The sequence below is a fragment of the Leifsonia aquatica genome, assembly GCF_014190775.1.
Classification (GTDB): Bacteria; Actinomycetota; Actinomycetes; order Actinomycetales; family Microbacteriaceae; genus Leifsonia; species Leifsonia aquatica.
In genome coordinates this window covers 365,743-389,965 of sequence record NZ_JACHVP010000001.1, presented here as the reverse complement: position 1 = coordinate 389,965, position 24,223 = coordinate 365,743, and the positions used below count along the sequence as shown (strand labels likewise).

At 67.2% G+C, this 24,223-nt stretch carries 21 protein-coding genes; 11 read left to right on the top strand and 10 right to left on the bottom strand.

Annotation, left to right across the window (positions count from 1 at the left end):
* Positions 1-2: 2 nt before the first annotated feature.
* From FHX33_RS01770 to FHX33_RS01745, 6 genes are all read right to left on the bottom strand, one after another.
* Entirely contained in the window at positions 3-899 is an 897-nt protein-coding gene (locus FHX33_RS01770; RefSeq protein ID WP_021765027.1) for an NAD(P)-dependent oxidoreductase, read from the bottom strand.
* The gene (locus tag FHX33_RS01765; RefSeq protein WP_183428087.1) at positions 896-1,852 is read right to left on the bottom strand and encodes an NAD-dependent epimerase/dehydratase family protein; all 957 of its coding nucleotides are present in this window, start codon (positions 1,850-1,852) and stop codon (positions 896-898) included. The genes FHX33_RS01770 and FHX33_RS01765 overlap by 4 nt, the downstream gene beginning before the upstream one ends.
* A complete protein-coding gene (locus FHX33_RS01760; protein ID WP_021759191.1) occupies positions 1,849-2,922 on the bottom strand; it encodes an ABC transporter permease in 1,074 nt (357 codons plus the stop codon). Before FHX33_RS01760 ends, FHX33_RS01765 begins: the two co-directional genes overlap by 4 nt.
* Positions 2,919-4,421, bottom strand: a complete 1,503-nt coding sequence (locus tag FHX33_RS01755) for a sugar ABC transporter ATP-binding protein (protein ID WP_021759189.1) — start codon at positions 4,419-4,421, stop codon at positions 2,919-2,921. The genes FHX33_RS01760 and FHX33_RS01755 overlap by 4 nt, the downstream gene beginning before the upstream one ends.
* 31 nt (positions 4,422-4,452) lie before the next feature.
* Complete coding sequence (locus FHX33_RS01750; protein WP_039921347.1) at positions 4,453-5,514, bottom strand: sugar ABC transporter substrate-binding protein; 1,062 nt, start codon at positions 5,512-5,514, stop codon at positions 4,453-4,455.
* A gap of 110 nt (positions 5,515-5,624) precedes the next feature.
* Positions 5,625-6,968 carry an NAD(P)H-dependent oxidoreductase gene (locus tag FHX33_RS01745; RefSeq protein WP_021759186.1) on the bottom strand — a complete coding sequence of 448 codons (1,344 nt, stop codon included), beginning with the start codon at positions 6,966-6,968 and terminating at the stop codon, positions 5,625-5,627.
* 179 nt (positions 6,969-7,147) lie between these two features.
* Here FHX33_RS01745 and FHX33_RS01740 point away from each other — a divergent pair, with 179 nt between their 5' ends.
* The 7 genes from FHX33_RS01740 (at position 7,148) to FHX33_RS01710 (ending at position 11,592) form a co-directional block, all read left to right on the top strand.
* On the top strand, positions 7,148-8,185 hold the full coding sequence (locus FHX33_RS01740; RefSeq protein WP_021759182.1) for a LacI family DNA-binding transcriptional regulator: 1,038 nt from the start codon (positions 7,148-7,150) through the stop codon (positions 8,183-8,185).
* A 24-nt stretch (positions 8,186-8,209) separates the two neighbouring features.
* Positions 8,210-8,521 (top strand): putative quinol monooxygenase, encoded by a 312-nt coding sequence (locus FHX33_RS01735; protein WP_021759180.1) that lies wholly within the window; start codon positions 8,210-8,212, stop codon positions 8,519-8,521.
* Positions 8,518-9,057: a gluconokinase gene (locus tag FHX33_RS01730; protein WP_021759178.1), complete on the top strand. Its 540-nt coding sequence runs from the start codon at positions 8,518-8,520 to the stop codon at positions 9,055-9,057. Before FHX33_RS01735 ends, FHX33_RS01730 begins: the two co-directional genes overlap by 4 nt.
* A 292-nt stretch (positions 9,058-9,349) precedes the next feature.
* The gene (locus FHX33_RS01725; RefSeq protein WP_021759174.1) at positions 9,350-9,694 is read left to right on the top strand and encodes a hypothetical protein; all 345 of its coding nucleotides are present in this window, start codon (positions 9,350-9,352) and stop codon (positions 9,692-9,694) included.
* On the top strand, positions 9,691-10,023 hold the full coding sequence (locus FHX33_RS01720) for an NIPSNAP family protein (RefSeq protein ID WP_021759172.1): 333 nt from the start codon (positions 9,691-9,693) through the stop codon (positions 10,021-10,023). Before FHX33_RS01725 ends, FHX33_RS01720 begins: the two co-directional genes overlap by 4 nt.
* 196 nt (positions 10,024-10,219) lie before the next feature.
* Entirely contained in the window at positions 10,220-10,831 is a 612-nt protein-coding gene (locus FHX33_RS01715) for a hypothetical protein (RefSeq protein WP_021759170.1), read from the top strand.
* On the top strand, positions 10,828-11,592 hold the full coding sequence (locus FHX33_RS01710) for a PspA/IM30 family protein (protein ID WP_183428086.1): 765 nt from the start codon (positions 10,828-10,830) through the stop codon (positions 11,590-11,592). The genes FHX33_RS01715 and FHX33_RS01710 overlap by 4 nt, the downstream gene beginning before the upstream one ends.
* 30 nt (positions 11,593-11,622) lie before the next feature.
* Here the strand turns inward: FHX33_RS01710 and FHX33_RS01705 are convergent, their stop codons facing one another.
* Together FHX33_RS01705 and FHX33_RS01700 are read right to left on the bottom strand one after the other, a co-directional pair.
* Positions 11,623-13,011 carry an APC family permease gene (locus FHX33_RS01705; RefSeq protein ID WP_021763025.1) on the bottom strand — a complete coding sequence of 463 codons (1,389 nt, stop codon included), beginning with the start codon at positions 13,009-13,011 and terminating at the stop codon, positions 11,623-11,625.
* Between the two features lie 68 nt (positions 13,012-13,079).
* Positions 13,080-14,768: an amidohydrolase gene (locus FHX33_RS01700; RefSeq protein WP_021763024.1), complete on the bottom strand. Its 1,689-nt coding sequence runs from the start codon at positions 14,766-14,768 to the stop codon at positions 13,080-13,082.
* 93 nt (positions 14,769-14,861) lie between these two features.
* Here FHX33_RS01700 and FHX33_RS01695 point away from each other — a divergent pair, with 93 nt between their 5' ends.
* From FHX33_RS01695 to FHX33_RS01680, 4 genes are all read left to right on the top strand, one after another.
* On the top strand, positions 14,862-15,464 hold the full coding sequence (locus FHX33_RS01695) for a TetR/AcrR family transcriptional regulator (RefSeq protein ID WP_021763023.1): 603 nt from the start codon (positions 14,862-14,864) through the stop codon (positions 15,462-15,464).
* Between the two features lie 54 nt (positions 15,465-15,518).
* Positions 15,519-16,370 (top strand): SDR family NAD(P)-dependent oxidoreductase, encoded by an 852-nt coding sequence (locus tag FHX33_RS01690; RefSeq protein ID WP_021763022.1) that lies wholly within the window; start codon positions 15,519-15,521, stop codon positions 16,368-16,370.
* A gap of 109 nt (positions 16,371-16,479) precedes the next feature.
* Positions 16,480-16,860 carry a YciI family protein gene (locus FHX33_RS01685; protein ID WP_021763020.1) on the top strand — a complete coding sequence of 127 codons (381 nt, stop codon included), beginning with the start codon at positions 16,480-16,482 and terminating at the stop codon, positions 16,858-16,860.
* Positions 16,857-18,026 carry an RNA polymerase sigma factor gene (locus FHX33_RS01680; RefSeq protein ID WP_211235397.1) on the top strand — a complete coding sequence of 390 codons (1,170 nt, stop codon included), beginning with the start codon at positions 16,857-16,859 and terminating at the stop codon, positions 18,024-18,026. Before FHX33_RS01685 ends, FHX33_RS01680 begins: the two co-directional genes overlap by 4 nt.
* Before the next feature lie 436 nt (positions 18,027-18,462).
* On the opposite strand, the gene FHX33_RS01675 is transcribed toward FHX33_RS01680, so the two are convergent.
* Positions 18,463-20,271, bottom strand: a complete 1,809-nt coding sequence (locus tag FHX33_RS01675) for a UvrD-helicase domain-containing protein (RefSeq protein WP_183428085.1) — start codon at positions 20,269-20,271, stop codon at positions 18,463-18,465.
* Complete coding sequence (locus tag FHX33_RS01670) at positions 20,268-22,361, bottom strand: AAA family ATPase (RefSeq protein ID WP_081703960.1); 2,094 nt, start codon at positions 22,359-22,361, stop codon at positions 20,268-20,270. The genes FHX33_RS01675 and FHX33_RS01670 overlap by 4 nt, the downstream gene beginning before the upstream one ends.
* Between the last annotated feature and the right edge of the window lie 1,862 nt (positions 22,362-24,223).

The following is a 24,223-nucleotide window of genomic DNA, read 5'->3' as shown; positions in this document are numbered from 1 at the left end:
GGTCAGTCCTTCCCCGCGCCGAGCTCGGCGATGGTGAGCTCGATCGCCGTGTGGTCGAGCTCCCCGCGATCGTCCACCACCATACGGTCGAACAGTCCTGCCACCGCCGCCGCCACCGGGAGGGTGACGCCGGACGCCTGCGCCGATTGGGCGACGAACCGCAGATCCTTCAATTGGTTCGCCGCGCTGCCTCCGCCCTCGAAGTCGTGCCCGAGCCAGCGCCCGCGCTTCTGCCGCAGCACCTCGGAGCCGGCGAGTCCCGCACCGAGCACGTCGAGCAGGCGTCCACGGTCGATCCCGGTCGCGTCCGCCAGCACCAGGGCTTCCGAGATGGCGGTCACGGTCGCGGCGACGACCACCTGATTGCACGCCTTCGCGATCTCGCCGGACCCGGGCGGCCCGAAGACGACGACGGTCGAGCCGACGAGGCGCAGCACCGGGAGCGCCTTCTCGACGGCTGCGTCGTACCCACCCACCATCACACTCAACGCTCCGGTCTCCGCGCCGAGGACGCCTCCGCTCAGCGGAGCGTCGACCACCGAGACCCCGCGAGCGGCGAGGCTCGACGCCAACGCCGCGACCGCGACGGGGGACACGGTTCCGTGGACGACGAGCACCGGCGACGCGATCCCCTTCGCAGCCCATCCGGCGAGCAGGCCGTGGTCGCCGTCGAGCAGGTCCTCGACGTCGACGAGGTCGGTGAGAACGGTCAGGGTCACGTCGGCCGCCGCATCCGCGGGGGTGGCGGCCACGACGGCGCCGCTCGCCGCGAGGCCGTCCGCTTTCCGCGGGGTGCGGTTCCACACGGTCAGCGCTCCGAGATCGCGCAGGAGGCGGCGCGCGATCGGCTCGCCCATCCGCCCCAGACCGAGGAGGGAGACCGTCATCGACCCCGTCATGCCAGACCTTCCGCGTCGTCGAGGTCCACGAGCAGCTGTGCGCCGAGATCGTCGAGCGTGATCGATGCCCGGAAGCCGAGCAGGTCTTCGGATCGCGCGAGCACGACCGGGACGTGCCGACCAGGAACGCTCGCGCGCGGCACCTCCGGCGCGAAACGCCGCAATGCGGTCTCCGTGTCCTGTCGCAGATAGGTCAGCGGGTTCGCGACGAGGATGCCCGGGGCTGCGGGAGTCGAATGGGTCAGCGCCGCGAACACTGCTCGGGCGGCGTCGCGGACGTCCAGGTACGTCCATCCCTCGCACGCCTGTCGGCGCGGGTCCTCCCGCATGGCCCGACGGATGTGTTGAGCGAACACCGTGCCGTCGTCGACGGTGATGTCGCGCACCAGGGGGAACCGGATGCCGGTGACCGCGAGCCCGTAACGCGCGGCGACGGCCGCTCCGGCGGCCTCGTTGGCCTGTTTGGAGAGCGAGTAGGCGTCGTCGATGTCCGCGGGCTCGGTCTCGTCCCACGGGTAGCGCGTGGGGAGGACGGGGCGCGAGTTCAGCGGGAGCCCGGACGCGTTGATGCTGGAGGCGTACACGACCTTGCGCGCTCCGGCCTGAGCCGCAGCATCCAGCATCAGGAAGGTGCCCAGCGCGTTCGCCTCGTAGATCTCTGCCGGCTCCCCCTGGTCGAGGCCGGCCCGGCCCGCGAGGTGCACGACCGCGTCCATCCCCTCGACGGCATCGCGGACGAAACGCGCGTCGCTGACGGAACCGACCAGCCAGCGGCCCTCGACCGCATCCTTCGCAGCCCCCCGAGGCTCGCCGACCTCGAGCACCGAGACCTCGGCGCCACGCGCGACCAGGTCGTCTACGACCGTGCGCCCGATGAGGCCGGCGCCGCCGGTGACGAGGATGCGGTGGCCGGCGAGCTGGTCGCCGGCCACCGCGGACACCTCCTGCGTCACCGGACGACCTGGCCCTGATCCTGGCCCTGGTCCTGCGCCGGGGCGGACACCGACGACGTCACCGGAGCGGGCTCCACCTTGTCGCGCCCGCCGCGGCGCATCATCGGCCAGCCCTTGCTGCCCTGGTCGATCGCCACGGCGATCAGCACGACCGCACCCGTGACGATCTGCTCGTAGAAGCTCGGCACGTTCAGGAGCACCAGACCGTTGGTCAGCGCGCCGAGGATGAGGGCGCCGACGAGAGTTCCGGCGATCCGGCCCTCGCCGCCCATCAGGTTCGCTCCACCGATCACGGCGGCCGCGATGGCGGTCAGCAGGTACGGGCTCCCCGCCTCCGATTGGGCGGCGGAGATGCGGGCCACGATCACGAGCCCCGCGAGAGCGGCGAGCGCACCGGAGATGCCGTAGACGAGGATCTTCACCCGGGTGACGCGCACACCGGACAGCCACGCGGTCTCCTCGCTGCCTCCGGTCGCGATCACGTTCTGGCCGAAGACCGTGCGGCGCAGGAGCAGCCAGGCGAGGATGGCGACGACGATGACGACGACCACCACGATCGGCACCCCGCCGATGTAGCTGTTGAGCAGCAGCACGAAGTCGGTCGGCACGTTGTAGACCGGTGTCCCGTTGGTGACGACATACGCGAGCCCCTGGTAGATGCTCATCGTGCCGAGGGTGGCGATGAACGGGGGCAGCTTGAGCGCCGTGATCAGGATGCCGTTGACGGCGCCCGCGAGGAAGCCGAGGACGAGACCCACGGCGAGCGCGGGGAACGCGCCGACCCCTCCGCTGACCATCATGTTCGCCGAGACGATGCCGACGAAGCTGGCGATGGAGCCCACCGAGAGGTCGATGCCGCCGGTGATGATGACGAAGGTGAGGCCGATGCCGATGAGGGCGTTGACGCACGCCGAGACGGCGACGTCGCGGAGGTTGTCGAGGGTGAGGAAGTTCGGGCTGAGAATCCCGAAGATGATGAAGATGACCGCTGCGGCCCCGAAGATGCCGAGCGCCTGCAGGTTGACGGGAGCTCTCCGCGCTTTGCGCGGCGTCGCTGACGCGTTGCTCATGATGTTCCCTTCGCGATCCCCATGGCGCTCGCCACGAGGCTCTGTTCGTTGATGTCGTCTCCGGTGTGCTCGGAGATGAAGCGGCCGGCGCGCATGACGAGCGCGCGGTCGCTGAGGGAGATGATCTCGGGCAGATCGGACGACACCACGATGACGGCGTTCCCTGCCGCCGCGAGCTGGTCGATCAGACCGTAGATCTCGGCTTTGCCGCCGACGTCGACTCCCTTGGTCGGCTCGTCGAAGAGGAACACCTTCGAACCTCTGCGCAGCCATTTGGCGATCACGAGCTTCTGCTGGTTGCCGCCGGAGAACTGCCGTGCGAGCAGCCGCACGTTCTCCGGCCGCAGAGCGAGGGACTCGGTGATCTCGGTGGCGACGGCGATCTGGTGGCGCGGGCTGATGAACGGCCCGCGCCCCACCATGCCGCGGGCGGCGGTGAGGGCGACGTTCGCATAGGCCGGCATCTGCAGAGCGAGGCCCTGCTGCTTGCGGTCCTCCGGGATGAAGGCGATCCCGGCGTTCCTGCTGTCATTCGGCGTGTGCACGCGGAGCCGCTTGCCTTCGATCTCGAGCGCTCCCCCGCATCCCGGGTCGGCGCGCACGATCGCTCGGAGGAACTCGGTGCGGCCGGAGCCGACGAGTCCCGCGATGCCGACGACCTCTCCGCGGCGCACGGCGATGTCGTTGACGGCATCGGTGTCCGGGCGGGAGACGCCGGTGGCGCGGAACACCACGGGCGCATCCGCCCGGGCGGGATGAAGCCGCTTGAAGCCGAGGAGCTCGCGGCCGACCATCTTGCGGACGATCTCGTCGACGTCCGTGTCGCCGATCAGCGAATCGAAGCCGACGGAGCCGTCGCGGAGTACGACGACCCGGTCGGAGACGGTCATGACCTCGGGCATCTTGTGGGAGACGAAGATCACTCCGACGCCGCGATCGGCGGCGATCTGCCGCACGCGGGTCAGCACCGCCTCCACGTTCTGCTCGACCATCGACGTCGTCGGCTCGTCGAGGGCGACGATCTTGGCGCCGAAGGCGAACGACTTCGCGATGGTGAGCGCGTGCCGCTGCGCCGGGCTCAGCCGGGAGAGCCGCGTTTTCCTCGTCAGCGGGAAGCCCATGGCCGCGACGTCGGCAAGTGCCGCGTCGACGGCCGGCCCGGCGGCGCGCCGCTCCGTGCCCGACTTGCCGAGGAGAAGGTTCTGCTCGACCGTGAGTTGCGGGACGACGGCCGGCTCCTGGTGGGCGATGACGACCCCTTCGGCCAGCGCCCGGCGCGGTGAGTACTCACCGCGCCGGACGCCGTCGACCGTCACCGAACCGCGATCGGGTGCCATCGAGCCGCCGAGGATGCCGAGGAGCGTGCTCTTGCCCGCTCCGTTCTCCCCGGCGAGGGTGAGGACCTCGCCGCGGCGGAGCACGAAGCTGACGTCGTCGAGCGCGCGCACCCCGGGGAACGACTTCGCGACGTTCCGGATCTCGAGAAGGGTGTCAGTCATGAGGGTTCCTGTCCTGGATCAGGGCTGCCGGTCAGGGCATCCCGGTCTGGTACTGGGCCACGTTCTGCTTGTCGACGATGAAGGCGGGGACGTCGACCCAGGCGGGGACGGTCTTGCCGTCGAGCAGCCACAGGGCCACCTTGACGCCCGTCTCACCCTCGGTCGTCGGCCGCTCGCTCACCGTCGCGGTGTACGTGCCGTCGCTGATCAGTTTCTTCGCCTGCGGGATGCCGTCGGTCCCGACGAGCATCACCTTGCCGGTCAGCCCCTTCGCGTCGATCGCGGCCTGGACGCCGAGGCCCATGCCATCGTTCTGGGAGTAGAACGCCTTGATGTCCGGGTTCGCGGTCAGCATCGCGTTGGCGATGGTCTGGGCCTGGTTGGTGTCCCACTTCGCCGTCTGCGAGGCGACCAGGTCGAGATCGGTGTTCTTCGCGATACCGGCCTTGAACCCCTTGCCGCGGTTCAGCGCGTTCGACGAGCCCGGGTCGCCTTCGATCTGGGCGACCTTGCCGCCGTCGGGCAGCTGCTTGGCGATGTAGTCCGCCGCCGTCTCGCCGATGGTCTCGGCGTCCGGTCCGACGTAGACGACGCCGGGCACCGTCCCCTGTGCGTCATTGAGCACGATCGCGGGGACCCCCTTGGCGAGGGCCGCCTTGAACACGGTGTCGAGGGCGGTCGCGGAGATCGGCGACGCGAGGATGGCGGAGCATCCCTGGTTGAGCGCGCTCTGCGCCTTGTCCAGCTGTTCCGTGATCGACGACTCGTCGTTCACGGCGAAGGTCTGGTACTTGACGCCCAGTTTCTTGGCCTCGCTCTCGAAGCCGTCGCGCTCATAGCCCCAGAACTCGTTGGCCAGGGTGCGGGTGACGTAGCAGAGCTTGACGTCCGACTTCGCCTTCGGGGTTCCGAGCGCCTTCTCGACCTCGGTGACATCGGTCTTCTTGCCCGTCTGCACGAGCGAGACGAGGTCGGCGGAGCCTGCGGTTCCGCCTCCTGCCGAGCCGTCGGGGGTCGCTGAGCACGCGCTGAGCACGAGCAGGGCCGCGGATGCGGTCGCGAGGGCAGCGATGCTGCCGACTCGTCGCTTCATGGTGATTCCTTTCGTCATTGGAAGGGGGACTTCTCATCGGTGGTGGGTGGGTGGTGCCCGCGCTGCTGTCGGACCATTCTCCGCCGCGGGCCGCGGCGAATGGGCCGGGATCAGGCGGAGACGCTGATGAGCGCCTCGGTCTCCCGGCGCAGTTCGAGGGCGGTGGCGAGGGACTCGTCGATGATCACGTCGTCCCAGCTGACGCTGCGGCCCTTCGGGACGTCGTGCGTCAGCTCGACGTGGTGGGCGAGGGCGACGGGGAGGAGGCGCTCGCGCACCGAGGTCTCTGCGGAGACGAGCTTGCCCCACACGGTGTACCCGCCCTCGCCGTCGAGGAACTCGCCGGCGGCGAGGTCCTTCTTGGCGGTCGCGACGACGTCGCCGTGGAACCCGATGGGCGACCCGGTGGCGACGCCGAGCAGGGCGGCGTTGGCGATGGAGATGTTCAGCTCCAGGCCGACGTAGTGGTACGGGCGGTAGAGGGCGGCGTACTGGCCGGTGGGGTCCGGGTGCCACGGGTACTCGGTGAAGCATCCCGAGACATAGTCGTTGGTCGCCTTCACGACCACGAACACGCCTTCCTGGGTGTTGAACGGGATCCACTCTCCGTCGCGGGTGACGCTCGACATCACGTCGACCGATCCGCCGTTGGCGAGCACGCCGCCGACGTCGGAGGGCCGGCAGATCGTCGCGATCTCCTCGATGTTGCCCGGCGTGAAGGTGAGCCCTTCATCCGACGGGGTCAGGCCGGCCGCGTTCGCCACGGCCGCCATCTCGATGGCGGCTTTCGTGCCGTCGCGGAAGGAGGTGTGCATGTAGGGGTTGAGCTGCCCCGACTCGGTGAGCTCCTTCGAGAACTCCCAGTTGTCCCAGACGTTGTCGGGGTTCATCTCGTGATAGTGCGGGAGGTACTTCGCGCCCTTGCCGGCGCAGACCACGTCGAAGCCGGAGCTGCGCGCCCAGTCGACGAGCTCCATGATGAGCGCGGGCTGGTCACCGAAGGCCATCGAGTAGACGACCCCCGCCTCCTCGGCGCGGCGCGCGAGCGCCGGTCCGGCGAGCGCATCCGCCTCGACCGTGACCATGATGATGTGCTTGCCCGTGGCGATCGCCTTGAGGGCGTGGTCGATCCCGACGATCGGGTTGCCGGTGGCCTCGACGATCACGTCGATGTCGGCATCGAACAGCTGGGCCGAGTCGGGGACGATCGTCGTCGTGCGGTGGGCGATGGCCTCCTCGATCGTGGACGCCATCTGCTCCGCCGGCCATCCGACGAGTTCGAAGGCGCCCTGAGCGCGCGCCACGTTGATGTCGGCGATGGCCACGACGTGGACACCGGGGATGTTCCTGGCCTGAGCGAGGTACATCGTGCCGAACCGGCCGGCGCCGATGAGGCCGACGCGGATCGGGCGGCCTTCGGTCTCGCGCTGCTGGAGGAGGGAGTGAAGGTTCACGATCGCCTTTCCTGTCGTGCGACGGCTGGGAGATCGTGTGTTCGGCCGAAGGTCGGCCCGACTCCATCGTCGTTCGCGTTGGTGAGTGGTAACGGTTACACTTTTGTACCACTACCCGTTCTCCGCGTCAAACACGGGGGCGGACATCATTAGGCTGAGCACGACCACAGGAGGTACCGGTGAAGAAACCAGCGACGATCCGCGATGTCGCACGCGAGGCCGACGTGTCGGTCGCCGTGGTCTCCCGCGTCCTCAACGACGGCACGGGTCCCGTCGCGCCCCTCACCCGGGCGAAGGTCGTCGAGGTCATCGAGCGACTCGGATACCAGCCCCGGGCGGCGGCCCGCGAGCTGCAGCACCGTGGCGCGCCCACGATCGGCCTGGTGCTCGCCGACCTCGTCAACCCGTTCTTCGCCCGTCTCGCCGACCGCGTCGTGTGGGAGGCCCGCGCCCGTGGCGTGCACGTCGTGCTGCTGACGACCCAGGAGGATCCGCACCTGGAGGCGGAATCCATCGACAACCTCATCGGCCGCTCGGTGTCGTCGGTCATCGCCACCCCGACCGGCGGCAACATCGACAAGTGGTCGCGGCTTCTCGAGCTCGGCATCAGCGTGGTCTTCGTCGACCGCGAGATCGAGGAGCTCCCCCAGATCGACGTCGTCTCGATCAGCAACGACGCCTCGTCGGAGGTGACGACCCAGCACCTCATCGACCTCGGGCACGAGGCCATCGCGTTCATCTCCGGGCCGCTGACGACCTCCACCGGGCGCGACCGGGTGGCGGGTTTCCGCCGCACGATGACGGCGGCCGGCCTGGAGGTGCGCGACGACCTCGTCCGCGCCATCCCGTTCCGTGGCGATGCGGGCCGGGATGCCGTCGCCTCCCTGCTGGCCCTCCCGATCCCGCCGACCGCGCTGATCATCGGAAACACGGCGCAGGTCCCCTCCGCCCTGCACGCGCTCAAGCAGGCGGACGCACTCGTCCCCGACGACCTGAGCGTCATCGTGTTCGACGACAATCCGTGGACCGAGCTCGTGTCGCCACCCCTCTCGGCCATCCGGCAGCCGATCGACATGTTGGCCCTCCATTCGGTCGAGCTCGCCGTCGGTCGCGCGAAGGGCAACCTCCCGGAGGCGCCCCGGCGCATCCACGTGGATGCCGAGTTCATCCTGCGGTCCAGCACTGCCGCCCTGAGTCCCGCCGTCCGCGGGCTCTGACATCCCGATCCCTTTGGAGACCCCATGACCGTCGTCGTCACCGCCGTGTTCCACCCGCTCGAAGGCCGCCGCGACGAGCTCGTCGATGCGCTGCGCGCCACGATCCCTGCCGTCCACGCCGAGGAGGGCTGCCTGCTCTACGCCATCCACGCCGCGTCCGACGGCACGATCACGATGATCGAGAAGTGGACGGCCCCCGAGCTCCTGCAGGCCCACGCAGAGGGAGCGGCCGTCGTCGCCCTGAACGCGGCCGTCGGCGACCTGCTCGCCGCCCCGACCACCGTGACCACCATGACGCCGATCCCGGTCGGCGGCGAGGAGCAGGGGCTCCTGTGAGCGACGCCCCGGCCGTCGTCGTCGTGATGGGCGTCTCCGGCTCTGGCAAGTCGGTCTTCGGGGCGGCACTGGCGGCATCCCTCGGCCGCGGATTCCTCGACGCCGACGACCTCCATCCCCCCGCCAACAAGGCCAGGATGGCCGCGGGCGTGCCGCTCGACGATGCCGACCGCTGGCCGTGGCTCGACACCGTCGCCGAGACCGGATCCGCGGCGGGCGACGTCGTCATCGCGTGCTCCGCGTTGCGTCGCGCCTACCGCGACCGTCTGCGCCTCCGGCTCCCCGCGGCCGTGTTCGTGCAGCTCGACGTCGCCGTCTCCGAGTTGGAGCGCCGGCTGGCCGGCCGGTCGCACGAGTTCATGCCGGCATCGCTGCTGACGAGCCAACTCGACCTCCTCGAACCCCTCGAACGCGACGAACGCGGCGTCGTCCTCGCGATCGCACCGGGGCGGAGCATCGACGCGATGGTCGCGGAGGCCGGCTCCGCGCTGCGGGATCTCTCGGCGCGGACGACCGTCGCACCCTCCGTCGGCTGATCCGCAACCCCCTGACGCCGCCTCCCCTCCCGGCGTACTGTCGCAGCGCAACCGATAGAAGGGGTATCCGCATGGACCACGACAAGGACGCACGACCCGATCCGGACGATCTGCCCGACGGTTCGGGGAACGGCACCGGGACGCCGAACGACGGCGAGGACACCGCGTCGGGTGGTGGAGCCGATGACCGATAAGCCGCACCCCGACGACCTCCCCCGTCCCAGCGAGGTCGACCCCGACTCCGGCACCGACGCGGACGACAAGCCCGTCGAGAACCCGGGCGGCTGACCGAGTGCTGAGCCGTCTCGCCGCCGAGTTCGCGGCGGAGATCAAGAATCACGACTGGTCGGACGCGCCCTATCGGACGGACCAGGCCGGCCACAGCCGCCTGGACGACGACGAGGAGCAGCGGTCCGACCAGGTGCTGTCCGACGAGGAGACGGGGCGGGTGAAGACCAATGTCGCGTGGGTCGTCGGGCAGGTGCTCCTTCATGCCGATCCGAATTTCGACATCCGGGAGTTCGCCCACGCCTGCGATCTGCCGCGCGCCCTGCGCTACGGGCCCAATGGGCAGCCGAGCGATGCCGTGCTGGAGGGGATCCGGCGCGACGACGACGGCGAGGTCAGCACGCCGTGATCACCTGCGTGGTGCACTACACGATCGACCCGGCGAAGATCGGGGCGTTCGAGGAGTTCGCCGCCGCCTGGATCCGGCTGGTGAACCGCCACGGCGGAGAGCACCACGGCTACTTCCTCCCCGGTGAGGGCGCCAGCGACCAGGCGCTGGCGCTCTTCACCTTCCCCTCGCTCGCCGCGTACGAGGAGTACCGGCAGCTGTTCGGCGTCGACCCCGAGTTCATCGCGGCCGACCGCATCCGGGATGAATCGGGATGCGTGATCCGCTACGACCGCACCTTCATGCGGCCGCTGCTCCCCCGCGACCTGCAGACGCTCGAGGCCGACTGAGCCGGAGCCCGTCGAGGCGGGCCCAACCTGGACGTCTGCCGCATGCATTTCCGTCCCGATAGGCGTACCTTGACGGAAACGCGATACATCGCGTTTGCAACCGACAGGTCGACGAAGGTGGACCGATGGACATGAACTCAGCGGCGGGCACCCGCATCCGGCCCCGCTTCAGACCGATGAGCGGCGGGCGGCGCTCATGAGCGTCATCGCCGGCGTCCTCCTCAGCCTCCTGGTGATCGCCCTCCTGGGCATCCTCATCGGCGTGCTGATCGTCCGCGCCGTGTACCGAAGCATCAGGCGCAGCCGCACGATCAACGGAGCCGTGCTCCGCACGCGCACCGCGTTCACCTGGGGGCCGCAGCAGCAGGTGCTGCGACTCCGGATGCGCCTCAACGACAGCCTCGAGAGCGGACGGGCGGCCGTCGAGCTCACGCTGCGCAGCGACGGACTGCGTGGCGAACTCGTCCGGCTGTTCAAGCGCATCCAGGCCGAAGGCTCGACGCTGGAGTCTCAACTCCGGCTGCTCCAGAGCGAGACCGACACGGCCGCGCTCACGGCGGAACTCCCTGTGGTGCGCGGTCGCGTCGAACAGGTCGAAGGGTTGGTGCGCCGCCTGCGGTCGGCGGTCTCGTCCGGCCTGGGAGCGCCCAGCGACGACGCCCTCGATGCGCTGCGCGCCGACGTCGACCGCGAGGTCGCGGCCATCCACGCCGGCATCCAGGAGCTCCACACCCTCAACTCCTTCGACGGCCGGCCGGAGCCGCGCCGCCAGACCACGAACCGTCTCTACGGGGGGAACGAATCATGAGCGACAACACCGCGCGGATGCGCAACATCTTCCGCATCAAGACCTCGCGCGCACTCGACAAGATGGAGGACCCGCGCGAGGCCCTCGACGACAGCTACGACCAGCAGGTGCGGATGCTCCAGCAGGTGCGGCAGGGACTCGCCGAGGTCGCGACGGCGCGCAAGCGCATCGAGCTGCAGGGTCAGGAGATGGGCGCGCGCTATCAGAAGCTCGCCCAGCAGGCCCAGGAGGCCCTGAACCAGGGCCGTGAGGATCTCGCCCGCACCGCGCTCGAACGCCGGTCCCTGCTGGAGAACCAGGTGGCGACCCTCCGGGATCAGCACGCGGCACTGCAGAAGCAGCAGGCCCAGCTCCAGGACAACGAGCGTCGTCTCGCCGAACGCATCGAGGCCTTCCGGGTCGAGAAGGAGACGATGAAGGCCACCTACACGGCCTCGCAGGCGCAGGCGCGCGCCAACGAGGTGGCGGCCGGCATCAGCACGCAGATGAACGATGCCGGGGCCTCCCTCAACCGCGCGAAGGACAAGATCGCCCAGATGCAGGCCCGGGCGGCCGCGACCGAGGAGTTGATCGCCACCGGCGCACTGCACGACCAGACGGGCCGCCCCGACTCCGACCTCGAGCGCCAACTCGCGGCCGGCCTGACCAGGGCGGACATCGAACGGCAGCTGCAATCGATGAAGGATGCGGCAGCGCCCGGCTCGGGCACGCCGAGCGGCACCGCGACCGACCCCGACAGCTGGCTCAGCATCGGCCGGTGAGCGCGCGGCGCGACGAGCCGGCGCAGCGGCCTACAGGTCCGTCGGCCCGTGCAGCGGCGGCGGGCTGACGCGGAAGAATCGCGTGCGCCACAGCAGGTACGCCAGCCCGATCGCGACCCACACGCCGCCGACGATCATCGCGCTCGGCTCCAGGCTGAACCAGAGAGCCACGTTGATGACGACGCCCAGCCCCGGCAGCACGAGGTAGCCGATGGCGACGCGCCAGCCGCGCTCCTTCACGAACCGGATGTACGTGAAGATCACCGCGAGGTTCACGAAGATGAAGGCGACGAACGCCCCGAAGTTGATGAGAGAGGCGGCCCGCCCGAGGTCGAGGAACACGGCCGAGCACGCGAGCGCCGCGATGAGCAGCACGTTCGCCGCGGGCACGCCCGCCCGGTTGAGCGAGCCGAAGAAGCGCTTGGGCAGCGCGCCGTCCCTCCCCATCGCGTAGAGCAGGCGGGCGGCGCTCATCTGCTGCGTGATCCCGCAGCCGAGCACCGCGACCATGTAGCCGCCGATGAACACGGCCTGGAACGCCGCTCCCCCGATGTACTTCGCGATCTCGGGCGACGCACCGACGATGTTGCCGACCGTCGCCACGTCGGGGAAGAGCACCTGCATCACGTAGGTGACGCCGACGAAGAAGACGCCGGCGACGGCGACGATGATCAGGATGGCGCGCGGGATGTCGCGGCGCGGCTTCTCCGCCTCCTCCGCGAGCGTGCTGACGGCGTCGAACCCGAGGAACGACAGCGCGAGGATGGCGGCGCCGGCCCCGATGGCCGGCACGTCGAGTCCGGGCGCGAAGAACGGGGTCATCGAGAACGACGCCCCGTTGGCGCCGTCGACGATGTTCTTGATCGTGAGCCCGACGAACGCGACGGCCACGACGACCTGGATGATGACGAGGATGACGTTCACCTTCGCCGCGATCTGCACGCCGATCAGGTTCAGCACCGTGCAGATGACGATGGTCGACAGGATCCACACCCAGGACGGAACCGCGGGGAACGCGGCCGACATGTAGATCGCCGACAGCAGGGCGTTGATCATCGGCAGCAGCAGGTAGTCGAGCGTCGCCGCCCAGCCGACGAGGAACCCGAGGTGCGGGTTGATCGCCTCCCGCGTGTACGTGTAGGCCGAGCCCGCCATCGGGAAGACCTTCACCATCCGGGAGTAGCTGAGCGCCGTGATCAGCACGGCGACGAGCACCACGAGGTAGGCGAGCGGCACGTGGCCGTGGGTGACGTCGGCGACGATGCCGAACGTGTCGAAGACCGCGAGCGGCGCCATGTAGGCGAGGCCGAGGAAGACGATGTGCCGGAGCTTCAGGGTGCGCCGGAGGGCGGGGGCGCCCGGGGTGTGCGGTGCTTCCGCGGTCCGGGACGGCGCGATGGCCGGGTCGAGCTGGGACATGGGGGTTTCCTTCGCGACGGTGAGAGGAACGGGGTGGGTGACGGGATGGGGTGGGCGCGTCGGCGCGCTCAGTGCGTCGGCGCGGTCTCGGCGTGCGCCGAGCAGTGCGCGAGCCCGCCGTAGACGGACGGGGTCGCGGAGGCGGTGGAGGCGTCGTGCACGATCTCCCCTCCGACGATGGTCAGTTCGGCCTGCTGGTCGAGCAGGCCGGCCGGGTCGGCCTCGTGGGTGTAGAGGTCGTCCGACCAGGCGACGAGGTCGGCCTTCGCCCCGACGCGCAGGGTGCCGAGCTGGCCCTCGTCGTGCCAGGCCCAGGCTCCCTCGCGGGTGTAGCCGCGGAGGGCGTCGTCGAGCGTGGTGCGCTCTGCGGGCGTCCACGCATCGCGGCCGTCGAGACCGGCGCGGGTGAGGGCGGAGTAGAAGCCGACGAGCGGGTCCATCTCCCCCACCTGCCAGTCGCTCGACAACGCGACGTGGGCGCCGGAGGCCATGAGCGAGCGGATGCGCCAGGCGCGGTCCCAGCGCTGCTCGCCGACGTTCTCCATCCACGTGCCGGCGACGAGATCGGGCGAGCAGTGGCGCGGCTGCATGGCGGCGGTGATGCCGAGGGCGGCGAAGCGCGGGAGGTCGTCGGGGTGCAGGCACTCGACGTGGACGATGCCGTGGCGCCGATCGACGGTGCCGTTGGTGCGGGCGGCGTGCTCGATCGCATCCAGCGCCAGGCGGATGCCGCCGTCGCCGGTCGCGTGCGTGTGGGTCTGGAAGCCGAGCCGGTCGAGCTCGGTGACGATGCGGGTGAGCTCGCCCACCGGGGCGCTCGGGTGGCCCCGGTGGCCGGGCTGGTCGGCGTAGTCGTCGAGCATCCACGCGGTGTGCGGCTCGATGACGTCGTCGGCGTAGAGCTTGACCGGGCCGAACCGGAGGCGGTCGTCCAGCGGGGCGGAGTCGACCGCGTCGCGCAGGTCGCGGCGGAAGGCGGCGTCGGCGTCGATCGGGTGGAACAACGCGGTGATGACGCGCGAGCTGAGGCGCCCCTCCGCCCGGGCGCGGTACAGCAGGTCGATCTCGGCGAGCGGCACCTGCGGCTCGACGACGGTGGTGATGCCGCTGGCGGTCGCGAGCTCGAGGCTGCCGATGAGCTTGCGGTAGCGGCGCTCGGGCGAGTACATCGGGATGTCGCGCTGCAGCCCGGCGAGGCCCGCGGTGGTCATGGCACTCGTGTAGAAGTCGGTGACCCAGCCGGTGGCGCTGCCGTCGGCGCGACGCTCGGGCCTCCCCCACGGGATGTCGCCGCCGCCGGCGATTCCGAGCACGCGCATGGCTTTCTCGTCGAGCCAGACCGAGTGCTGGTCGTAGGTGGTGACGAAGATGGGGCGGTCGGTGAGGCCTGCCAGGTCGTCGGCGTTCGGGCGGCGGCCGCTGACGATGGAGTAGACGGCGTTCTCGGCGCAGATCCAGTCGAGGTCGGGGCGGCGGTCGGCGAGCTCGCGGATGCGGCGACGCACCTCGTCGAGGGTGTCGGCGCCCTCCAGGCTGACCGCGTCCTGGTCGAAGCCGAGGAGCAGGTGGTTGTGGCTGTCGATGATGCCGGGCGTGAGGGAGGCGCCGCCGAGGTCGCGGGTCTCGCGGGCGGCGGGAGCGTCGTCCATGCTGCCGACGTAGCTGATGCGTCCATCCGTGATCCCGACGGCCTGCGCCCAGGGCTGGGCGTCGTCGAACGTGCGGACGGACGCGTTGGTGAGGAGCAGGTCGGTCACGGAAATCCCTCTCGGCGATGAACTGGATCATTCTTTGACGCTTGTGTCAAAGAATTCCGTAAGCGTGTCACGCCGATCGGCTAGTGTCAACTGATGGCCAGACCGCGCAAGCAGGACGAACGCCGCGCCGACCTCGTGGAGGCGGCGCTCACCGCCGTCGGCGAGCACGGCCTCCGCTCGCTGTCCTTGGCCGATGTGGCCGAGAAGGCCGGCCTCACCCGCGGCGCGATCCTCTACTACTACGAGGACCTCGACGCCCTGCTCGTGGAGGCCCACCGCGCCGGCCTGGAGCGGTTCTGCGACCACCGGGACGCGGTCGTCGCGGCGATCACCGAGCCGCAGTTGCAGCTGGCCGCGGCGATCCAGGAGGGGCTGCCGAGCGGGCCCGACGATGCGCTGATGCGGCTGCTGTACGAGTTCGATGTGCTGGCGGGGACGTCGCAGCTGCACGACGAGCTGGTCGAGCGGATGTACCTCCGGCAACTGGCGACCTACGCGGGGATCCTCGAGCGCGGCGTCGCAGCGGGCGCGTTCGAGCCGCGGCTGGAGATCGCGACGCTCGCGATGAACCTGGTGGCGCTGGAGGATGCGTACGGGCTGCACATCGTGGCCGGCAACAGCCTGATCACGGTGGAGTCGGCGCGGGCCGCGATGGTCGCGGCGGCGGAAGGGCTGGGGGCGCCGACGCGGGTGTGAGCCTCCCTCCCCCACTCCGCCCGGCGTACTGTGCGCGCCAGGAGGGAGAACGCGATGGATGGACGAGTCGTGGTGATCACCGGCGCAGCGCGCGGGATCGGGAGGGCGACGGCGGTCGCCTTCGCGAAGGAGGGCTACCGCGTCGCGGGTGCGGATATCGCCGGGCTGGCCAGCTCGGCGATGGACTATGAACCCGCGACCCCCGAGGATCTCGCCGAGACCGGTTCGCTGGTCGAGGCGGCGGGTGCGGAGTGGCTGCCGGTGATCTTCGACCAGCGCGATATCGCCGCGGTGCGCGAGGGGTTCGCGGGGGTCGTCGAGCGATTCGGCGGCGTGGATGTGGTGTTCGCCAACGCCGGCATCCAGGGCTTCGGTTCCCTGCTCGAGATGTCGGACCAGCTCTGGAACGACCAGATCGAGATCAACCTCACGGGCACCGCGAACGTGCTGCGGGTCGCCGCGCCACTGCTTGTCGAGCGCGGCGGGGGCCGCATCATCATCACCTCCTCCACCCAGGGCCAGCACGGCACCCTCGACGGCAGCGGCTACTCCGCCTCGAAATGGGGCCTGATCGGACTGATGAAGTCGGCCGCCCTGGACCTCGGCCCGCACGGGATCACCGTCAACGCCGTCATCCCGGGGCTGATCAACACGGCGCTGACCCGCCACGAAGACCGCTACGCGCAGATGATCCGCACGGGAGGCAGCGAGCCCACCGGCAACGTCGACGACGACGAGAGGACTGCCGCCGCGGCATCGCAGAAGAAACTGCCGCTCGGCGTCCCGTGGATCGAACCGGAGGATGTGGCACCGCTCGTCGTCTTCCTCGCCTCCGATGCAGCCAGGATGGTCAGCGGCACCAGCTTCGCCGCGACAGGCGGGGACAGCGCGAACATCACGGCGTGACGACGCGTTCTCGGGAGTCGAGCGATCGGCACGGCGGAGTGTCGATCCGCGCCTGGCCCGATCGTCATCCAAGTGTCATCATCGAACGATCCGGAAGGACACTCTCACCATGCGTTACACGATCCTGATGCACTACCCCGAGCTGGCCGCCAGCGGCGAACTCGACGAGGCCGCCCTCGCGGAGGGCATGGCCGCTTTCGACACGTACGCGAAAGACCTGCACGCCGCGGGCGTGCTCCGCTCGGCCGAGGTGCTGCAGCCGTCGTCCGCGACGACGACGCTGCGCACGACCGAGGCGGGCCCGCAGATCCAGGACGGCCCGTTCGCCGACACGAAGGAACAGCTCGGCGGCACCGTCGTCATCGACGTGCCCGACCTGGATGCCGCCCTCGAGTGGGCGAAGCAGGCCCCGTCCGCCGCGTGGGGTCCCATTGAGGTGCGCCCGACCGCGACGTACGTCGTCGACGGCGCGTGGGTCCCCGCCTCGTGACAGCTGCGGATGCGCGGGCGGTCGCCGAACGCACAGCTCGCGCATCCTACGGTCGGCTGGTCGCGATCCTCGCGGCCCCGACCCGCGACCTCGCGCTCGCCGAGGACGCCCTGGCGGACGCCTTCGAGCAGGCGCTCACCACCTGGCCCAGCCGGGGAGTGCCGGACAATCCCGAAGGCTGGATCCTGACCGTCGCCCGCAACCGCCAACGCGACGTGTTCAAGTCGGCTGCCCACCGCACGTCCGCACCACTGGAAGAAGGGGATGGCGTGATCGACATCGACGCAGCGTTCCCCGACCTCGACGCCCTCCCGGACAAGCGCCTCGAGCTGTTGTTCGTGTGCGCGCATCCGGCGATCGACGTGAGCATCCGCACACCGCTCATGCTGCAGACCGTGCTCGGACTGGAGGCGGCGCAGATCGCCCGCGCCTTCGCCGTCCCCGCGCCCGCAATGGCCCAGCGGCTCGTGCGCGCGAAGCGACGCATCCGGGATGCGGGGATTCCGTTCACGGTCCCGTCGCGCGACCAGATGGCCGACCGGCTGCCCGTCGTGCTCGAGGCGATCTACGGCGCCTTCGCGATCGACTGGGACAGCACGTCCGACTCGTCGCTCACCGGCGAGGCGCTCTACCTGGCGGTCACACTTGCCGCGCTGCTCGGCACCGAACCCGAAGCCTTCGGACTCGCGGCCCTGATCGCGCTCTCGTCCTCGCGTGCGCCGGCCCGCGAGGTCGACGGCGCGTTCGTCCCGCTTGACGCGCAGGATCCGGCCCGCTGGGATGCGGCCCTGATCGCCGAGGGCGAGGCGTACTTGCGGCGGGCGCACGAGCTGGCATCCGCGGCGCCGACGGCCGGCCGCCGCTTCCAGCTCGAAGCCGCGATCCAGTCGGCGCACGTCGCCCGCTTCTTCGGCGCGGAGACCGACTGGGTGGCGATCAGGGCGCTGACAGCGGCGCTGGTGGAGGTCTCCCCCACGCTCGGCGCGCGGGTGTCGCTCGCCGCGGTGACGGCGCGGCTCGATGGGGCGGCGGCGGGGCTTGCGGCGCTCGAAGGCATCCCGGAGACGTTCGACCCGGCGCGGCGGCTTCGGGTGGTGCTGGAGGAGGAGGAGATGTCAGGGATGGACGCGGACGCCCACCGGATCGTTTCCCCGACATCCGATTGAGAGTCAGCAGACCTGGCTGGTTGCCTGGCGGCGCAAACAAGACGAACGGAGCGCCGCCCTCGTGGAGGCTATCACCCGGGCTCACTCGCGGCGCCATACTGTACTAGTACGAAGTACTCGCACCCCCTGCTCGTGGAGGCGCGCGCCGGACGGGAACTGTTCTGCGACCGCCGCGATGCACTCGCCGCGGCGATAGCCGCACCGCAAGATTGCAGCTGTCTTCCACGATTCGGCTAGGTAGTGGTGAGCGGCCCGGAATTCGTCACGCTCGTGGTGGGCGCGGTTGCGCTGAAGGGTGCGCAGGGCTGCGTCATGACCGAGAGCAGATCGAGCACGTGGTGCGAGTGTGGGGCGGAGGGTCTCAGGGCACCTACGAGCGTTGGATCTGCCGGCGATGCGTGTGGGCACCATGGCAAGCAGGACGGAACCCAAGGCGCTAGGAGAACGTGGGAGTAGCAGAGACTTCTGTTTTTGGGTTCTTCTCATCGGCGAACTCGATGGATACGACGTTCTCGGGGCCGACCCAGCCCGTTAGTACAGCGAGGGCGTCGTCGTCCAACTCCTGAACAAAAAGCAGCGCAAGATTGTGTTTTGCTCGCGAGGCGGCAACGTAGAAGAGATTCCGGGAGCGCTCGAAACTACGCAGCTCCTTGGGCTCGCGTTCGCTCTCACGGGCGTATCCGGAAATCATCCTCGCGAAGTCGTAGCTTGCCCACCCACGGCCAATGAGGACGATGACGTCGTCGAACTCTGCACCTTTCACGGAGTGCTTCGTCGAGAAGACTGTGTTGTCGGCCAGGTAGGAGCGGAGGGCTCGTACCTCGCTGTACGAGACCCCGCGAAAGGCTCGGTGCTCTGCAATTCTTCGCGGTTCTCTAGGCTCATCCCCGCTTCCGGGAACAGATGATGCCTCCTTCAAATCGCCTTCGATCTTCGAGACTCGCGGGGGTACGGAAAAGAGCTTCTGCGCAACTACCAGGTCCAGCACATCCCCGACCGTGCCTGTAGCGCATGTACTCGAGAGGGAGTCGAAAAACTCCGTCCATCGAAGTTTGTCTTTCGGCCCATGCAGCGTTGGTTTCTTACCCCCGAATATATTGAAGAGCTCTCCGTAACGGTGGAGGGCGAACGCTTCAATGGCGGGATCGATGGTGTCGACAAGATACTCGACTACAGGATCCCCCTTCTTGGCGAATGAGTCGTTGTTGCTGAATACTCCCGCAAGGCTTGAATAGCCCAGCTGGTTCGCGATCGTCGCGTGAGTCAGCATCAGTATTTTCAGATCACCTGAATCCTGGATCCAGGCACTGCTCGGGGACGCATTCTGAAGCCAGGCTAGACTCGCCTGCGTGGCTTCATGAGAGATCTGACCTTTCCACTGACCGCCCTGGCGAGTCCCCGGCCAGGAATTGGAATGATATATCGTGACGCTGCCTTCGCCAGCATCGTCCCGAGGCGCCTGGCGCAACTCTGGCCGCAGATGGTTGAGGAAGTCGACCACCGACGTGTCCGATCTAAAGTTGGCATTCTTCGGGATCGCCGTAAGAGTGGGATGATCGATCGCACCGCAGGTTCGGTCATAGATCTGTTGCCAATGGTCACCAAAGAACCCCACGACCGGACTCCTGAGGTCCGAACCGTGGCCCGATAAGACTGCTTCGCCCAGCCCTTCGGGTGTGTCCTGGTACTCGTCGATGAAAATGATGGGGAACCGATCAGTGATGAGCGCGCGGAACTTCCTGTTTTCCAAAAGCCGAATCGCTAATTCTGGGATGTCGTTGTGGTGCAATGTGATCCGGTTTTCGTGAACACCGCGAATGCCCAGGTCATAGTGAATGGCCAGTCCGTCAATTTCTGGGTGCTCGGAGAGGAGGTCGTTCCAACTTTCGGACGCGCTCAGGGAGGCGGCAAGGGCCTTCTGGTATGGACGAATCATTTCCCAAAGAAAGCCATGAAGGGTGTCGGCGAAGATCGAAGGATGCTCATCGGTTCGGGCTTTGATTTCGTCGCGCGCAACTTTGGTGTATGTAAGGCAGGCTACGCGTTGATCACTGCGGGGCAGGTAGATTGCTCGATTGCCCAGGATGTGCCTGAGGGCTTGGATTAGCGAATAGGTCTTGCCTGCCCCGGCACCCGCCTCGAGCTTGAAGTTCTTGCGACCTTCGAGCGCCGCAAACACGGCTGATAGCGCTTCCTCGCTCGCTTGCTCAGCCGTGTAGGCGACGGCACCGCCTGCCGCGCTCATCGAACCACCACCCCATTTTCGTTTGAGCCATCGCTCCCGAAAGCGTTCTCCCTACCGTGCTGTAGCAGCCAATCAAGGCCACGCTGGATGTAACGTGGCGTTTGCCAGCCGGTTTCCTTGACCGCAAAGCGGAGAGCGAAATCACTTTTTTTCGCGTCCTGCACGGCTTCAATGGCAAGCATCTCGTCGCTGTTGGCGTCTCCGGTGAGCGTGAGACCCTCGGCGGATGGGTTTGCTAGCACGAACGCGTCTTCAAATGTGCGTCCGCATGCTTCTGCGCCAAGCTCCGGGACTTGAAACGCGAGGTACCGGTTGCCCTTGATAATCGCGCCCGTTTCCGCGGCTGCGAGCAAGGCGGCAAGTTCTTGGGCCTCGCGGCCTGGAAACCAGGCCTTGATGGTTGCATTGCTAGTTGACACGCCTTCGTGCACACTTGTCGCCGCGTATCGTTCTTTTCCTTCTACGGGACCTACAGAATCGATGTCGGTGATTACGAGAGCCGGAAGTCTGAGGAAATCGAGCAGCGGGAAGAAGATGTGTGCGTATGCGCCTCCAACCTCCATCAGCGCGACGTATTGACTGCTGAGCTTGTGCTGCGAGTTTCGGATAGCAGCAGGCACGATGAGCCTCTCGCTGGTTCCCTCGACCAGAATCGCCTTATCAGCGAAGAACAGATCGGAACGAGTAAGGGTCAGGTATTGGTGTAGGAAATCTGTATCTAGCCCCTCAGCCTCACTCAAGTCCAGCACAACCGCGCGACGGCGCTGCGAACCATCCTCGGCATCTTCGACCCGGAAGTAGCGAATGCTTGAGAAGTCCGCCCGGTTGGCGACGTGAGAGGAGTGGGTCGATACCGCGAACTGGGGCCACCAAGGGTAAATACGCGCGTCGAGAGTCGGGAACAGGCCCGCGATCGAGGAGAGCTGCTCGATAAAAACTTCCTGCATCTGCGGGTGAAGATGCGCTTCTGGTTCCTCGATGAACACGAGGTGGAGGCCAGGCATGTTGCCTCGCGATGCGTAATCGCGGTAGTGGCTCAGTAGCGTGAGCAACATCAGAATCAAGTTGCGCGACCCTAAACCGCTATAAGACTCAGGGAGCGATACTCCGGCCACACCTTGATATCGGATGCTGGTGTGATCCGCGAGCAATCGCTCCACGTCCAAGGTCGTTGCTGCTTCGATACCTGGATCATGAAGGCCGGGGTATCCAAAGCTCTTCAGAGCGGGGATGATGTCGACCATCATCTTGCTGACCTGGTCTCCCAGCTGCAACTCGACGTCTGATATTGCTTCAGTGAGGGCGACTGCCGTCGACTTTTGCGGGCTTCCGTCTTCTGCGTTGGAAGCGGCATCGAATAGGTTCTGGAAGACTTTGCCGATGAGATCTTTGGGATGGTCCTTCTCATCGTCGAGTCCGCGTTGCGCCCTTAGAAAATGTACGGTGAGGAGGCTGCGCGCAGCGGCAAGCGTTACCTCTCGCGTATTGGACTCATCGTTCGGATCAATTGCGATGATCGACCGCTCGAAAAGCCTCGGCAATCGCTCACGGACCACCGATAGTACGGCCTCAACATCGGGGGCTTCTCCGGTCTGCGGGTCTCTCTCCACCCCCTCGAAAAAGTCGTCGAGACGACCGCCCTCCAGTGAATACGCAAAGCGAATTGTGGCATCGGTGCAATCCGGGTCAAGATCAACGATGGCGGCAGCCAAGGGCCCGTAATCAGAAAGCTCTTCAGAGTACGAGATCTCTACGGTGAGGGACACCTCGGGGAGCAGTGCCCTCGCATCTTCCTTCCTCCCCTCGTCGAAAGCGATCCAAGCATCGCGGAAATCTTGGTAACTTTCGGCCGAGAAGTCCGCGGCAGTGAAACTCAACGTCGAGGACTGCAGAAAGCGAGTGAACGCCTCGGCAAGGGTGGTCTTGCCGCTGTTATTCCGACCGACTAGCACGGTTGTCTGTACATCGAGGTCGATGTCTATCTTCCGAAGTAGACGGAAGTTACGCACTTTGATACGAGACACCCGCATCGGAGCGGATGGCTTCGCTTGAGGGTCGTTCGGTGACGCGGGCGCGTTTTGCAATGACATTCACGGTCCCCTTGTTGAAGGACCGCTCTCACGGCGTTCCTGCTGGGTAAGTTGGTCTGGTTCATACCAGCATGCCCGAATGTGCATACTCGAGTTGGCTACGACATGCGCACCCCATGCACGCCTCGACTGCCAAGTCCATTGCGATTCAGGTATAGCGACTCCGGACCCATCTCCGGCAAGTCAGGACTTCGCGATTGCGACCTCCACGCCGGTCACCAGGCTGCACCCCACCGCTCCCCCAAACGCCGCCTGCACGCTTCGCGTTTGGCGTCGCCCGGGGCCCCTCGCGGCGGGGCCCGGGAAGTCCGCAGCGAGTCACGACAAAAAGAGAAGGGTCCCAGTTCGCAGAGCGAACCAGGACCCTTCTCTTTTTGTCGTGACGTGGGCTGTTTACGAAACCTCCCACGGCCCGGGTTCAGGACCGCACGTGGCTCTAGCTTTCCTCCGCGGGCGTGGCGTTTTCCCTCCACCGATCCACGGTAGGTTTTCCCTCCACCGATCCACGGTAGGTATGGCTAAGTCGCGGAGCGCTGCTCTCAGAGGGATGAGAGCGACCAAACCGGAGAGATGCCGTCGCGCACACGTCCAAGGTGCCATGATGCAGATGCAGCTAGTCGGCGAGCCGAAGTACCGCTCGATTGGTACTGAGCGTGGACTTCGCTCAGAAGCCCGGAAACTAGAACCACTGAGTCGTAGTAGACGCTCTGAAGCCCGTACGGCGCGACAACTCCGGCGTGCACAATCTGATTTCGAACGTCGTATAGCCGCCGCAGTGCAGTCGCTAGCTGCTGATGGAGAATAGCAACAGCACCTTGCTTGAGTTGCAGCGCGGTCTGTATCGCCGCTGCACCCAGAGTCGAGTTCACCGCAAGTCCACGCGTCCCAAGCGACTCGGCGATTAGCTCAGCCCGTCGTGGCCGAGCCGAGCTCCTCAATTCATCGGCGAGGGCGTCGTTCCCTCCCCGCGAGTGTCCGACTGCGAGCCTCTCGTATGCGTCACGTACATAGAGGCAAACAAGAATGTCCGCGGCACGGTCAGCGATCGACGCGAGATCTCCAAAGTCGGATTCGTCTGCGAACAACGTTTCAAGGACGGACCACGTCGCGACACACGCTGCGCGTTCTGAGGTCATGTCGGCCGCGATAAGTAAGTCTGTGGCTGCTTCCACTTCGTCCGACGCCGGATGGAATAGTTGCCCCCCTCCAAAAGCATCTAAGCTCGGCAACCGGACACGCGATTGAGGAGCGAATGAAAGCTCCGTTTGCCAAGCTCCTGGAAGCACCCATGCACGGTTGACTGGACGGAGAATACGACGGTTTCCCGCGGCATTGTGACGATTTAGAAGCGCCCTGACCTCACGCTCCGCCCATTCAATCGCAGCATACTTATCGATCGTGTCTGGTCGAAGCTCAAGCCCTCCACGATTCGACGGCATTGGCTCCGTGGGGAACTCAGTCTTGAACCGATCCTCAAAATCCCGACGAGGAAGAAATGGTGGTGTCGAGGGAATGTTATAGCCGCGTGCGCTTTCAAGTGGAACAAGGAACACCCAGCCCGGCTCTCCGCGAGCTACCTCCCTCGCTTCTACGAGTACGTCTGCCACGCTCACGCGTTTGGCGTTGTGATTCAAGTGATAGCTGAAGTAGTTAACGACCCATCGGTCTGAAAGTCCTGCCGATCTCAGCAATGACCCGATTCTCCATGCGGCCTGATCTATATCTATACCCGAGGAAGCAACTGGTTGCGTGTCGTCCTTAGAGTTGAAGAACCCGATCATCCAGTCCCAATAGTTCTCGCTCAAGTGTCCTTCGGCGAGCTCCAGCTGAAGAAGCGACGTCGAGCCAGGGACGAGCTTCTC

Excerpts from the sequence above, each read along its gene's own strand:
- FHX33_RS01755 (WP_021759189.1), bottom strand. The coding sequence starts at position 4,421 with ATGACTGACACCCTTCTCGAGATCCGGAACGTCGCGAAGTCGTTCCCC.
- FHX33_RS01705 (WP_021763025.1), bottom strand. The coding sequence starts at position 13,011 with ATGTCCCAGCTCGACCCGGCCATCGCGCCGTCCCGGACCGCGGAAGCA.
- FHX33_RS01675 (WP_183428085.1), bottom strand. The coding sequence starts at position 20,271 with ATGAGCGCGGCAGGCGGTGCCGTCGCCTACACGGCTGAGCAAGCGAGC.
- FHX33_RS01670 (WP_081703960.1), bottom strand. The coding sequence starts at position 22,361 with ATGTCATTGCAAAACGCGCCCGCGTCACCGAACGACCCTCAAGCGAAG.
- FHX33_RS01770 (WP_021765027.1), bottom strand. The coding sequence starts at position 899 with ATGACGGGGTCGATGACGGTCTCCCTCCTCGGTCTGGGGCGGATGGGC.
- FHX33_RS01710 (WP_183428086.1), top strand. The coding sequence starts at position 10,828 with ATGAGCGACAACACCGCGCGGATGCGCAACATCTTCCGCATCAAGACC.
- FHX33_RS01760 (WP_021759191.1), bottom strand. The coding sequence starts at position 2,922 with ATGAGCAACGCGTCAGCGACGCCGCGCAAAGCGCGGAGAGCTCCCGTC.
- FHX33_RS01735 (WP_021759180.1), top strand. The coding sequence starts at position 8,210 with ATGACCGTCGTCGTCACCGCCGTGTTCCACCCGCTCGAAGGCCGCCGC.
- FHX33_RS01715 (WP_021759170.1), top strand. The coding sequence starts at position 10,220 with ATGAGCGTCATCGCCGGCGTCCTCCTCAGCCTCCTGGTGATCGCCCTC.
- FHX33_RS01750 (WP_039921347.1), bottom strand. The coding sequence starts at position 5,514 with ATGAAGCGACGAGTCGGCAGCATCGCTGCCCTCGCGACCGCATCCGCG.
- FHX33_RS01685 (WP_021763020.1), top strand. The coding sequence starts at position 16,480 with ATGCGTTACACGATCCTGATGCACTACCCCGAGCTGGCCGCCAGCGGC.
- FHX33_RS01695 (WP_021763023.1), top strand. The coding sequence starts at position 14,862 with ATGGCCAGACCGCGCAAGCAGGACGAACGCCGCGCCGACCTCGTGGAG.
- FHX33_RS01690 (WP_021763022.1), top strand. The coding sequence starts at position 15,519 with ATGGATGGACGAGTCGTGGTGATCACCGGCGCAGCGCGCGGGATCGGG.